Raw genomic sequence first — 12833 nt, forward strand, 5'->3', positions numbered from 1 at the left:
TCTAGGGAACAGATTTTGTCATACGGGTTTAAAAGTAGTATAATACATGAACAATCAGATGAAAAGTTGGAGGTTCTTAATCTATGTTATTATCCGGCGAACGGATTGATCAATTATATGCGGATGATATTCAAATTATTCAAAGCAAAGAAGTCTTTTCTTTTTCCATTGATGCAGTCTTATTGGCTAATTTTCCGCAACTACCAAAAAAAGGCAAGATTGTCGATTTGTGTGCTGGCAATGGCGCGGTCGGCCTCTTCGTTAGTCGGAAAACAGCTGCAAAGATCGACCAAATCGAATTACAACCTCGTTTGGCAGATATGGGTCAACGAAGTATTCTATTAAATAAATTGGAAAAACAAGTAACGATGTATGAACGTGATTTAAAACAAGCGACAGAGGTCATCAAAAAAGATTCTGTCGATTTAGTACTATGTAACCCCCCATACTTTAAAGAACGACCAACTAGCCAAAAAAATCCAAACCCGCACTTAGCGATTGCCCGTCATGAAATTCACACGTCTCTTCAAGAAGTGGTCACTGTGTCGGCGGATTTATTAAAAACAAATGGTCGCCTCGCAATGGTTCATCGTCCTGATCGTTTCCTGGATATTTTACATGCCATGGAAAACGCCAATATTGCGCCGAAAAAAGCTCGGTTTGTTTATCCGAAGCCAGGCAAAGAAGCTAATGTTTTACTAATTGAAGGCATTAAACAAGGCAAAAAAGACGGTTTTCGTGTGTTACCACCTCTTTTTACATACAATGAAAAGAACGAATACGAAGCAGAAATGAAGGCTATGCTTTATGGAGAATAAGAAATCCCATTATTTTTATGTTTTACTTTGCCAAGATGGTTCCTTTTACGGTGGCTATACAACTGAGCCAGAACGTCGATTAACCGAACATAATAGCGGAACTGGTGCAAAATATACTCGATTAGCCAAACGACGGCCAGTCAAAATGATTCATACAGAGAAATTTGAAACACGTAGCGCGGCCACCAAAGCCGAAGCCGCCTTTAAAAAATTAACGCGTAAACAAAAAGAACAGTATTTAAAAACCTTCCATTAAATGACAATAACTCAGAAAGAAACAGCCATCATTTCATTGATGAAATGATGGCTGTTTCTTTCTCTTTTTAAACTAAGTTTTCGACAAAATGAATAACCATTTCGGCTGATTTTTTCCCAGCTTCATCGATGAATTCGTCAAAGCTTTGAGTTGCTTCGCCATCTGCTGTATCACTCATTGCCCGTACAACTAAGAATGGAATATTGAACTGTGAAGCGGCTTGGCCAATTGCTGCGCCTTCCATTTCACAAGCTAAGGCTTCAGGAAACTCTTTCTTAATTTTGGCGATTTTCTCAGCGCTATCCACAAAAGTATCTCCAGTAACAATCAATCCTTTACGAATAGCTAAACCAGTTTTTTCAGCAGCTTTCGCAATTTCCATCCGCAAGTATTCACTTGTTTCAAAATACAAAGGCACACCACCAGGCAATTGTCCATAGGCATAACCAAAACCAGTGACATCAACATCAAAGTAAGCTAATTTGTCTGCAATGACTAAATCGCCGACTTTTAGTCCTTCACCGATACCACCAGCAGAACCTGTATTAATCACCATATTTACGCCATATTGATGAATCAATAAAGTCGTGGTCACAGCTGAGGCCACTTTACCAATTCCTGAACGAACCACAATCACCTCATGTCTTCCTAACGAACCAGAAACAAATAAAGCGCCTGCTCGTTCCCATGACATCGTGTCTGTCAATTTTTCTTTTAGAATTTTGACCTCTTGATCCATTGCTCCAATAATTCCAATTTTCATAGTGATTCCTCTTTTCTATAAATTCAAAACGATATACGCCACAACGGCTAATAAAATCGCTACAATAATAATTGCCTTGTTTAACCAAGTACTCCGTTCTCGACGCTTCGAGTATTCTCCTACTCGTGACTTGTTGATTGGTTTTTGTTTTTTCTTTTCTTTACGATAAAACGTCGAAATTTCTTTTTCTTTTCGCTTATACGCTTTTTCCGCCAGCTTCTGTTCTTCCTGCTGACGACGTTCTGCTTCTTTTTCTTCTGCTTCTCTGCGTTTGCGAAGTTCTGTCCGAGTGACTAACGGACCTTTGCTCATTGCGTGTCCTCCTTAAACTGTCTCTGCAGTAAATACAATTCCCAGTATTGTATAGCAAAAAGTGTTTTGGCATCACAAATCGTGCCCTTTGCCACTTCTGCTTTGGCTTCAGCTATTGTTAGCTCGTAAAGTTCCAAGATTTCATCTTCATCTTGAGGACGCGGATTTTCGACTTTCTGCAAATCCGTTGCCAAATAGAGAGCCAATTTTTCGTTAGCAAATCCTGGTGACAGATACATTGAATTTATGTAGGTGAGCTTACCTGCACGATACCCAGTTTCTTCTTCTAATTCCCGCATAGCCGTCATTTCCAATTGATTTTCTTCTCCAGGATCAATTTTTCCCGCCGGAATCTCTAAAATCACTTGTTCCAAGGGTTTTCTAAATTGTTTAACTAAGACGATTTTTCCTTCTGCGGTTAACGGAATCATAGCTACTGCGCCTGAATGAAAAACCAATTCGCGTTTAGCTGTGCCGCCTGTCGGTAAAGCCACGTCATCCAAAAAAACATCAATAATCTTTCCTTTAAAAATTTCTCGACGTTGAAGTGTTTTTTCTTCGAAGTCCTCATAATTTAACATATCTTTCACCAACCTTTCTTGTTTATCATACCCTAAAATGATAAAAATCGCACCCCTTCTTCTCTAGTTAAACCCTTTTCAAAGAAAAAAATTTATTGCTTTAGAAAAAAATTACATTTTCGAAAAAAAATAGACATAAAAAATTCACAACTTCCTTGTATTATTTAAGCATACCAACAAACAACCCTAACAAAACACTTTTTCATTTTTAACTCCTTTCCCGTCCTACCCCCAATTAGGACGGGTCTTTTTTTGCGTTTTATACTTTTTTTCTTAGGATTTCACTAAATCATAAAATACATCTTCCGCTGTATGTCTTTTCTCTCACAGAGTATGCTAAAATAACTATTGTAACGAGAGCTGACTCTTTCGAGGATTAGATAGATAGGAGGAACTATATAAATGAACAAATTAAATACAAAATTACTGATTGGCTATATTCTTTTAGGAGCCTTAATCATTGCTGTCGCTAGAGAATATGGCTTCTTCGCTTTTGTGATTCTGGTAGGCTTTTTAGTATTCGTTCTCTATCGAAAAAAGAAAAATGCCGCCGACAAGAGCGATCAAATGCCTTACTTAACGAAAGATAAAGAAGCCCATTATCGTGAGTTGGGGTTATCTCCACAAGAAATTGATTTTTTCAGAAGTACAATGAGCACAGCCAAAAAACAAATCATACAATTACAAGAAAACATGAATCGTTCAACTAAATTACGGGCGATTGACTTACGTAATGATACAACGAAGGTTTCTAAAGCTCTGTTTAAAGAGTTAGTGAAAGAACCTAAAAAGTTACACTTAGCCAATCACTTTCTCTACACACATTTACCAAATATCGTTGACTTAACAAGTAAACATTTAGAAATCGAACAACATGAAGTAAAAAACAAACAAACGTATGAAAAATTAGAAGAAAGCGCACAAATCATTGACCAATTGTCAAAATTAGTTAAAAATGATTATGAGGAAATCGTTTCCGATGACTTAGACGATTTAGATGTCGAAATGTCGATCGCTAAAAGCAGCTTGTCGCAAAAAGCTGCAACTGAGGAATCACCTCAAGTAAACGAAGACCAGCAATAATCATTAGGGAGGAAAAAAAATGACTGAGCAACAACCCAAAGAAACAACATCTGTAACCAATACATTGGACGATTTATTAAGTAATCCATTTTCATCAATGGATGAACTAACACCAACGCAACAAAATGAACTATCTGAGTTAAAAGAACAGCAAGCAGCTCCTCGTTTAATTGATAAATTACCACAAGAACGTCAAGCCCAAGCAAAAGAGTTAGCTTCAAAAATTGACGTTCAAGATTCACAAGCAGTAATTACCTATGGTTCAAATGCCCAAATCAAACTTGGCGAATTTTCGCAAGCGATGTTAAACCACGTTCAAGCACAAGACATTGGTCCTGTTGGTGATTCACTGACCGATTTAATGTTTCGTTTAAATGAAGCCAATCCCAATGAATTACGTGCTGGCGAAGGCAACTTTATTCAAAAAATGTTAGGTAAAGTCAAACAATCCGTTTACGAAATTACCGCCAAATATCAAAAAATTGGTGCGCAAATTGACAAAATTGCTGTCAAATTAACCCATGAAAAAGATGGTCTTTTAAAAGATAATGCCATGTTAGATCAATTGTATCAAAAAAATAAAGATTATTTTGATGCCTTAAACATCTATATTGCCGCTGGGGAATTAAAAGCAGAAGAACTACGGACGCAAATTATCCCTGAAGCCATGAAAAAAGCGGAAGAATCTGGGGATCAAATGGATGTCCAAATTGTTAATGATTATAACCAATTCCTAGACCGTTTAGAAAAAAGAACCCATGATTTACGCTTGGCTCGTCAAATTACGATTCAACAAGCCCCACAAATTCGTTTAATCCAAAATACTAACCAAGCTTTGGCTGAGAAAATTCAATCATCGGTGAATACAGCGATTCCGTTATGGAAAAACCAAGTAGTCATCGCCTTGACCTTACTCCGTCAAAAAGATGCTGTGACTGCTCAACGTCAAGTCTCTGAAACCACCAATGACTTACTGAAGAAAAATTCAGAAATGCTAAAAATTTCTGCAATTGAAACAGCAAAAGAAAACGAACGTGGCCTAGTCGATATTGAAACATTACAAAAAACACAAAATGATTTAATTGAAACTATCCAAGAAACATTACGTATTCAACAAGAAGGAAAAGAAAAACGCCAAGCTGCCGAAATCGAACTTGGCCATATGGAAGAAGATTTGAAAAATAAATTATTAGAATTAACACAATAAACAACGTTTAGAACAAACTTCTTATAGTAGAAGCCTGGGACAAAAATCCAAAGTGATTTTTGTCCCAGGCTTGCTTTTCTTTTTACGCTTGAATATTGTATTTCAGCCACTTAATGATACAATAAAAGAAAACCATGTTTCTTTTTGAAAGGAGGAGCAATTGTGCCACAATTTGCTTCTAAAGCCGAAGAAAAAAATTATTATGAACGCCAAGCTAGCTTAGCAGAGTTTTTAACTTGGTATCATCAACAAGAATTACCTGAATATGAAAAACCCTCTTTAACCGTTGATATGGTTCTTCTTTGTTACAACAAGGAAGCCGATCAATTAAAAGTCTTACTGATTCAACGTAAAGGTCACCCCTTTAGAAACTCATGGGCGCTTCCTGGCGGTTTTGTTAATCGTAACGAATCTACTGAAGATAGTGTTTTAAGAGAAACAAAAGAGGAAACTGGTGTGGTGATTTCTCAAGAAAATATTGAACAATTACACAGCTTTAGTCGCCCAGATCGAGATCCTCGTGGCTGGGTCGTGACAGTTAGCTATTTAGCCTTTATTGGTGAAGAACCTTTAATTGCTGGCGACGATGCCAAAGAAGTCCACTGGTTCAATCTTGAACGGCATGGTCAACACATCACGTTATCTCATGAAGATGTGGAAATTACTTTAGACTTGAAAACAGCGGCCTCTCTTGGTAAAGATACATTAGCCTTCGACCATAGTGAAATTATAATTAAGGCGTTTAATCGTGTTGTTGATAAGATGGAACATGAACCGCAAGTGCTTCAAGTCTTAGGAAAAGATTTCACCATTACGGAAGCCCGTAAAGTTTTTGCAAAGTTCCTCGGCGTTGATTATCGCAGCATTGACCATTCAAATTTTAAAAAAGCCATGACACAATATTTTGAAGAGTTAGGTGAACGTCCCGTTGGCATTGGCCGCCCTTCAAAAATTTACCAATTGAAAACAACGACAGGGTTCTAAGAGGAGGGAATATTTTTTGACTGTTTACTTAAGAAAAGCAGAACCTTCTGATTTGCCTGACATCCTTGCTATCATTGAAGATGGACGCCGCACCTTACAAAAAAGTGGCATTCCCCAATGGCAAAACGGCGATGGCCCGAATCAAGAAATTTTAGCAAAAGATATCGACCAGCAAACTTGCTATATTTTAATGGTTGATAATGCCTTGGCAGGCGTTGGTGTTTTATGTTCGGAGATTGATCCTGCTTATGAAGCGATTTTTAATGGTTCTTGGCAACCTCATTCCCAAGCTACGTATACAGCAATTCACCGTGTTGCTCTAAAAAGTTCCTTTCAAGGTCAAGGACTGGCTTTGGTGCTTTTGCGCTCACTGGTTACAGCCGCTCGTTTGCAAGGTGCTACTGATATTCGAATCGATACACATCCACAAAATCTCGCTATGCAGCACCTGATTAAAAAAGCTGGCTTTGTTTATCAAGGTGACGTGATTTTAGATGTTAACGATGGCGAACGTTATGCTTATCAGATGATATTGAAATAAAAAAGTTAGGGATAACTGCCAGATTGACAGCTATCCCTAACTTTTTACATCTTATGAACACTATGAGCGCTTTGAATGCCCTCACAGGCTTCTTTTACAAGCTTGATTAATTAATAAATAAGAGGATTCTTTTTGGCGGATTCCTAATTGATATTTCAATTCATCTGTCACTTGGCAAGATTCACTTAATGCCTCTAACCAGAAAAATACTCCTTCTTTATACGTATCTAATCCTTCTAGCAAGATTTTCGTTGCTTCTTTATCATAATACGGCTCTAAATTTTTACGAAACATCATTTCTTCTGTAAAAAAACGATTCACATTATTTCGGCAAAACATATAAGTATCACGGCCTCTCCGATGTGCAGCCTGATTACAACCGTATTCTTGAACTTCTTTAGAGATGGCTTTGAAAATTTCGTTGTATACTTCAATTCTTTGCATAATTGACAAAATGGTATCTGTATAACTAAACATAACTCCTTGCTCCCTTCCCCTTCTAAGTAACAAAAATTTGCTTGTTACTTTCATTATAAAGGGAATGTTGGGTTTATATCAAATGATACGCTGTTTTCTTGCTAAAATCCTTCGTTTTTTCCTTAGAAGAATAATAAGTAAGCGGATTACTTAATCTGTTATGTTCGGATTTTCTAGACTTGGAAAATAAATTATTTTATAAAGCCATTTTCCGTTTTAACTGATGGCAACGGGCCAGTCTGTGTATTGCCAGGAACACCAATATACGTATTGCCGTTGATGGAAGTCATTTCGTTTTCCTCAGCTGCTTCATCTTGAACGGTATAATCACTTTGATATAAAAATTCACCGTTCGTATGGAAGACATAGCCGTCTTGATCTCGTTCATCTGGCTTTTCTAAATTTAAAGACACACGTAATTGATGACGGACATTTTCAATACTATCTGGATATAGTTCAACCATACTGCGCCCTTCATTACTAAAAGTGCGCCAGTCAAAAGAAAGCTGTTGTTTATCATAATTGGTCCAAGTCAAACCTTCTTTGACTAAATGAGTCAATTCATTGGAATCCACATCAGTTTGAATGTTTCCATTTAACGAATCAATAATGTCCATTATTTTCATGATTGATTGACCAGATTTCAACTTGTCTTCAACTGCTTGAATAATTTCTTGTTGTCGGAATCCACGCATAATATCGTTATCGCTATGTCTTTCACGGGCATAAGATAAAGCTTTCGTACCATCTAAATGCTGTTTCCCTGCATCAAAATGAATGGATCCTGGCCCGTCTTTGGTGACACCATCAAACGCCTGCTTGACATTGACATCTATGCCGCCAACTGCATCAATTAACTTAATAAAAGATAAAAAGTTAAACACAACGTAATGATTGATTGGAATATTCAATAATTTCTCAACTGTGTTAACAGAAGCTGTCGGTCCATCGTAGGTATAGGCGGCTTCAATTCGCTGCATCCCTTGGTAATTTTTCGCATCAATTTGCACAAAACTATCCCGTGGCAAACTTAAATAGGTTATTTTCTTCGTCTTGTTATTCACGGTAATCACCATCATAGCATCAGTCCTAGTTGTGCCTAATTTCCGTTCAATTGTATTGTCTAGCCCCATAATCAAAAACGATTGACTATCTTTATTTTGCGCTTCATTATAATCATTTTTTATGGGAACATAGCCTTTATCAATTGTTTTCTTTAAATAGCTACCCGCTACAGCAAAGTATGCTGAGCCGACTGTGACAAAAAACAAAATGATGACTAAACTAATTAAGCTGATTTTTCGCTTCCTACTCATTGGCTGTACTTCCTCTCTCTTGAAAAGTCTCCACCATAATTACTACTCCTCTAAGCAGACAAGAGACAAGTCTATCTTACCAGTCCCCTTCAAAACTAAACATAGCAGAATTTATATAGGGGTATAACCTAGAGGAAACAAAAAAGAGGGGCTTGTTTGTTTAAAAGCCTCTCTTTTTTGTTATTTATTTTTGTGTTCTTTTTTGAACAATTCCACCATTTTTTGCTGTGGTTTTGGAAAAACATACTCTGAAAATTGTTGTGCTGCCACCCATCGCTGCGACTCTAGTGTGGCTAATTCGCCTGTATTTCGGCCATAAAAGACTAAGATATGCCATTTTAAATGACTGAAAATATGAACGACTTCGCCTAAGGCACGTTTTTGCCAGACAACTGTTTCATAGTCAGCAAAAACATTGACAGGTTCTTCAGCGACCAAAGGCTCTGTTACAGGCTCTAACTCTAAAGTTAATTGTTTTTCCGTTTCTGCTGGTTGCGCCATTTTTTGCAATTGTTGAAATTGTTTTTTGCTAATTTCTTCAATCGGAAACAGCCACATATTGGCTAACAAACCGGTTTCAGGGCGTTGTTCTAATAAAAATTCTTGCTTTTTATTTTCAATAATAGTGCCGACATAATACACATCTTTCGGCTTAACTTTTTTTGATTTAACTGGATAAGCGGTCATTTTATCTGCCTGATAGGCCGCACAATATTGCTGAAGCGGACAGCTTTCACACTTAGGTGAAGTTGGGGTGCAGACGGCTGAGCCTAGATCCATTAAGGCTTGATTAAAATCCCCTGGACGCTCACGATCGATGATTTTAAGCATCGCCGCTTCAAATACTTTACGATTACTCGCTTTTGCAATATCTGCATCAATTTCAAATAAACGGCTCACTACCCGCATGACGTTACCATCAATTGCTGGTTCGGGGAGATTAAAAGCAATGCTGCCAATTGCACCAGCCGTATAGGGGCCGATTCCTTTTAAACTCCGAATATCTTCGATTGTGTCAGGCATTTTCCCACCAAATTCTGAAACAATCTGTTGCGCTGCCACTTTTAAATTACGTGCTCGTGAATAGTAGCCTAACCCTTCCCAAGCTTTCAACAACTTATCATCTGGCGCTTCCGCTAAATCTTGAATCGTCGGAAACCATTCCATAAATCGATAAAAATAATCAATGACTGTATCTACGCGAGTTTGTTGTAGCATAATTTCAGAAATCCAAATACGATACGCATCTGTATTCGCTCGCCAAGGTAAATTGCGTTTTTCTCGTTCATACCAAGCTAAAAAATCTTCCTGGAATGAACTAACTTTTTCGGGACTCCACGCCTCCCAAGGCTCTTTATTCGTCATGTTCTACTTCCTTTTCGCTAATAAATTGCTGAACCAAATCATAGTCAAACCCTTTTTGGAATAAGCTTTGTTTGACTTTTTGGACTTTTTTAGAAAAATCAAATCGCTGATTAGCACGCCATAAACGTTCGCCTTCCTTGTTTAACGCTTGTTGTTCTTGTTCTTCGTCCTTTTCAAAAGCTAAAGATTCCAAAGCTAGATCAATGATTTCATTTGTAAAGCCCTTTTGCATCAGATGCAGACGCGTTTTCTGTAGTGCATCTTTAAAACTTTTAGTTCGATAGCGTTTCATGGCCTTTTCTGCAGTTGCTGTGGCAACATTAAGCTGTTCATCTAACGTATAAAAGGTCAAGCCATGCTGAATATCTTCTTCACTAATGCCTTTTTGCTTTAATTGTTGTGCCACATTTCGTGGTCCTTTATCACTGGTTCGCATAGCTGTCCGTACGTAACTTTCACTAAAAATTGCATCATCCAACAACCGTAGCTCTTCTAAACGTTGAACGATTTTTACTCGATCTTCAGGTACAATTTCTTTCTCTTTTAAATAAGTAAAAATCTCTTTCTTTGAACGTAATTGATAGCTTAAGTAATTCATCGCCATTTGTAACCCGACATCATAAGAACTGGCTTTTTTTATTTCTTCTATTAAAGTATCTGATAACTCTTGGCCTTTTAGCAGACGCTGCCGTACTAAAATATCTTCCGAGACACGCAGTTTTTCGCCGGAAGATAGCCAAAGTAGATAAAATTCACCTTTATCTTTACTAATTCGTGTGATTGTTGTCATCTTATTCTCCTGCCCCTCTAAATCAGAACATATATTCTACTATACCATAGAATCCTTGGAAGCCAAATAAATAAAAATGTGCTAAAATGGGAGGAAGTGAAAAATGTGAGATGACTAAAGGATGAAAGAATATGACCCAACAACTAGTAAAAAAAGGCCAACAAATTTCTTTAAAAATTAAACGATTAGGAATTAATGGCGAAGGTATCGGCTATTATAAAAAATTAATTATTTTCGTTCCTGGGGCGCTACCCAAAGAAGAAGTGACTGCCACAATCACAAATGTTACACCCAAATTTGCTGAAGGAACCCTTCAATCTGTCAAAAAAGCTGCTAAAGATCGCGTGGTCCCTCCTTGTCCTGTCTATGAAACATGTGGCGGCTGCCAACTACAACATTTAGCCTACAAAGCACAATTAGACTTTAAAAAAGATTTATTGAAGCAGGCGCTTAACAAATTTAAACCAGTCAATTATCAAAACTATGAACTACGAAAAACAATTGGGATGGAGAATCCTTGGAATTATCGAAATAAAGCCCAATTCCAATTACGCCAAATCGATGGCCAAGTAGAAGCTGGTCTCTATCAAGCTGATTCACATCAATTAGTACCGATTGATAACTGTTTGGTCCAACAGCCTGCGACAACCAAGGTGATGAATACATTAGTTGATTTATTGAATGACTTTCAATTACCAATTTATGATGAACGTAAAAATAGTGGTATCTTTCGAACATTAATGGTTCGAGTGGGCATCCAAACTGGCGAAGTCCAAGTAGTGTTCATTACACAATCGAAGAAATTTCCACAAAAAGAAAAAATGGTTCGCGCAATTAATGAACAATTACCAGAAGTTGTTTCTATTATGCAAAATGTTCAAAATAAAAAAACCTCTCTAGTAATGGGTGATGATACCCTTCACTTATGGGGCAAAGAAAGCATTGAAGAACACATTAACGACGTTGTCTTTGATTTATCGCCGCGAGCATTTTTCCAATTGAATCCAGAACAAACGGAAATTTTATATAATGAAGGAATCAAGGCCTTAGATTTACAACCAAATGAAACTGTTGTTGATGCTTATTGTGGCGTCGGGACCATTGGCTTAAGTTTAGCGAAACAAGCACATCAAGTTCGTGGTATGGATACCATTCCCGCCGCAATTGACGATGCTAGATTCAATGCAAAACGACTTGGTGTTACGAACACACATTATGCTGTTGGAACAGCTGAAGACTTATTACCTAAATGGTTCAAAGAAGGCTTTAAACCTGATGCCATTGTAGTTGATCCCCCACGGACTGGTTTGGATCGTAAATTATTAACGGCCCTTTTGAAACAACCACCTAAGAAAATGGTGTATATTTCTTGTAATGTATCCACGTTAGCACGTGATTTAGTTCAATTAGCCAAAGTATATCAAGTAAACTATTTACAATCTGTTGATATGTTTCCACAAACCGCTCGTTGTGAAGTTGTCGTAAAATTAACGAGAAAATAAAAAAAGGAGCGTGGGACAAAAATCACTTTGGATTTTTGCTCCACGCTCAAAAACTGATAAACGGCGGGAACAGAACCAACACTACGCGTTGCTCCGATCTCAACAACTTCTAAGAGCTAAAGCTCTAAGAGTTGAAGGTCCTTCGGAAATAAGCCGAAATTGTTGAGAATCACGAAGAACGTAGTGATTCGATGATGAACAATACCTACTTGGTCTCCAAAAATTAAAAAGCACCGGGTAGGTATCATGCAACATCAACTCGTTCCTCGTTGTGTTTTATGATAATTTTCGGAAATTTCTTCTTATTGCTGAGAAACACTATTTGCAAAGCAAATAGATGTTAAACAGTACCTACTTGGTTCTCGGAGCTAAACGGTTCTGTCCCGACCTCCTTTAACTAATTAAACAATTATTTACTTAATTAGCTATTTTTTCGTCCGAAGAAGAATGAAACCACAGCAACTAAAATTACTGCCCCAATAATTGATGGCACAATTGCCATACCTGCTACGTGAGGACCCCAGCTACCTAAGATTTTTTCTCCGATAAATGAACCAACTAAACCGGCAACGATATTCGCAATCCAACCCATTGATTGACCTTTGCTTGTAAGCGCGCCAGCGATAGCACCGATAACAGCACCAACGATTAAAACCCATAAAGTATGCATAAAATAATTCCTCCTAAATGCTTTATCTAGCGAATAATTCGCTATGTTACTATTATGGACTACTTTTATTAGATAACAAAATAGTTTGCTCGTTTCCATGAAAAAAAAGCAATAATTTCTGATAATTTCATTAAAAAAGCTCAGAACAGGAGACCGAAGTGCACTGTT

General features: G+C 37.5%; 14 protein-coding genes and 1 pseudogene. 7 read left to right on the top strand and 8 right to left on the bottom strand.

Features of this window, described 5'->3' with window-relative positions; all coding sequences use genetic code 11:
* The first annotated feature begins 83 nt into the window (after nucleotides 1-83).
* On the top strand, nucleotides 84-818 hold the full coding sequence (locus MKZ30_RS10320) for a tRNA1(Val) (adenine(37)-N6)-methyltransferase (RefSeq protein WP_002356457.1): 735 nt from the start codon (nucleotides 84-86) through the stop codon (nucleotides 816-818).
* Nucleotides 808-1074, top strand: coding sequence for a GIY-YIG nuclease family protein (locus MKZ30_RS10325; protein ID WP_002356455.1), 267 nt, complete (start codon nucleotides 808-810; stop codon nucleotides 1072-1074). The genes MKZ30_RS10320 and MKZ30_RS10325 overlap by 11 nt, the downstream gene beginning before the upstream one ends.
* Nucleotides 1075-1141: 67 nt before the next feature.
* Here MKZ30_RS10325 and MKZ30_RS10330 read toward each other — a convergent pair whose 3' ends face one another.
* From MKZ30_RS10330 to MKZ30_RS10340, 3 genes are read right to left on the bottom strand one after another with little or no spacing between them, the layout of a single operon-like run.
* A complete protein-coding gene (locus tag MKZ30_RS10330) occupies nucleotides 1142-1837 on the bottom strand; it encodes a 5'-methylthioadenosine/adenosylhomocysteine nucleosidase (RefSeq protein ID WP_002356454.1) in 696 nt (231 codons plus the stop codon).
* 15 nt (nucleotides 1838-1852) lie between these two features.
* Nucleotides 1853-2149, bottom strand: a complete 297-nt coding sequence (gene macP, locus MKZ30_RS10335; RefSeq protein ID WP_002356451.1) for a cell wall synthase accessory phosphoprotein MacP — start codon at nucleotides 2147-2149, stop codon at nucleotides 1853-1855.
* Complete coding sequence (locus tag MKZ30_RS10340; RefSeq protein WP_033601136.1) at nucleotides 2146-2730, bottom strand: NUDIX hydrolase; 585 nt, start codon at nucleotides 2728-2730, stop codon at nucleotides 2146-2148. The genes macP and MKZ30_RS10340 overlap by 4 nt, the downstream gene beginning before the upstream one ends.
* A gap of 402 nt (nucleotides 2731-3132) precedes the next feature.
* Between MKZ30_RS10340 and MKZ30_RS10345 the strand changes: the two genes are divergently transcribed.
* From MKZ30_RS10345 to MKZ30_RS10360, 4 genes are all read left to right on the top strand, one after another.
* Complete coding sequence (locus MKZ30_RS10345; RefSeq protein WP_002356448.1) at nucleotides 3133-3813, top strand: 5-bromo-4-chloroindolyl phosphate hydrolysis family protein; 681 nt, start codon at nucleotides 3133-3135, stop codon at nucleotides 3811-3813.
* A 19-nt stretch (nucleotides 3814-3832) separates the two neighbouring features.
* Nucleotides 3833-5020 carry a toxic anion resistance protein gene (locus MKZ30_RS10350; RefSeq protein WP_002356447.1) on the top strand — a complete coding sequence of 396 codons (1188 nt, stop codon included), beginning with the start codon at nucleotides 3833-3835 and terminating at the stop codon, nucleotides 5018-5020.
* 144 nt (nucleotides 5021-5164) lie between these two features.
* Complete coding sequence (locus MKZ30_RS10355) at nucleotides 5165-6004, top strand: NUDIX domain-containing protein (RefSeq protein WP_002384084.1); 840 nt, start codon at nucleotides 5165-5167, stop codon at nucleotides 6002-6004.
* 16 nt (nucleotides 6005-6020) lie between these two features.
* Entirely contained in the window at nucleotides 6021-6545 is a 525-nt protein-coding gene (locus MKZ30_RS10360) for a GNAT family N-acetyltransferase (RefSeq protein ID WP_033601129.1), read from the top strand.
* A 44-nt stretch (nucleotides 6546-6589) separates the two neighbouring features.
* Here MKZ30_RS10360 and MKZ30_RS10365 read toward each other — a convergent pair.
* The 4 genes and pseudogenes from MKZ30_RS10365 to recX form a co-directional block, all read right to left on the bottom strand.
* A pseudogene (locus tag MKZ30_RS10365) lies at nucleotides 6590-7076 on the bottom strand (hypothetical protein).
* A gap of 137 nt (nucleotides 7077-7213) precedes the next feature.
* Nucleotides 7214-8338: an LCP family protein gene (locus tag MKZ30_RS10370; RefSeq protein WP_002374081.1), complete on the bottom strand. Its 1125-nt coding sequence runs from the start codon at nucleotides 8336-8338 to the stop codon at nucleotides 7214-7216.
* A gap of 180 nt (nucleotides 8339-8518) precedes the next feature.
* Nucleotides 8519-9703 carry an A/G-specific adenine glycosylase gene (gene mutY, locus MKZ30_RS10375; protein ID WP_002367193.1) on the bottom strand — a complete coding sequence of 395 codons (1185 nt, stop codon included), beginning with the start codon at nucleotides 9701-9703 and terminating at the stop codon, nucleotides 8519-8521.
* Nucleotides 9693-10493, bottom strand: a complete 801-nt coding sequence (gene recX / locus MKZ30_RS10380) for a recombination regulator RecX (RefSeq protein ID WP_002367194.1) — start codon at nucleotides 10491-10493, stop codon at nucleotides 9693-9695. Before recX ends, mutY begins: the two co-directional genes overlap by 11 nt.
* A 131-nt stretch (nucleotides 10494-10624) precedes the next feature.
* Here recX and rlmD point away from each other — a divergent pair, with 131 nt between their 5' ends.
* Nucleotides 10625-11995 carry a 23S rRNA (uracil(1939)-C(5))-methyltransferase RlmD gene (rlmD, locus tag MKZ30_RS10385; RefSeq protein WP_002408694.1) on the top strand — a complete coding sequence of 457 codons (1371 nt, stop codon included), beginning with the start codon at nucleotides 10625-10627 and terminating at the stop codon, nucleotides 11993-11995.
* A 421-nt stretch (nucleotides 11996-12416) separates the two neighbouring features.
* On the opposite strand, the gene MKZ30_RS10390 is transcribed toward rlmD, so the two are convergent.
* Nucleotides 12417-12665 carry a GlsB/YeaQ/YmgE family stress response membrane protein gene (locus MKZ30_RS10390; RefSeq protein ID WP_002356434.1) on the bottom strand — a complete coding sequence of 83 codons (249 nt, stop codon included), beginning with the start codon at nucleotides 12663-12665 and terminating at the stop codon, nucleotides 12417-12419.
* Between the last annotated feature and the right edge of the window lie 168 nt (nucleotides 12666-12833).

The organism is Enterococcus sp. LX10, from assembly GCF_023539285.1.
In the GTDB taxonomy this organism is placed as follows: Bacteria; Bacillota; Bacilli; order Lactobacillales; family Enterococcaceae; genus Enterococcus; species Enterococcus faecalis.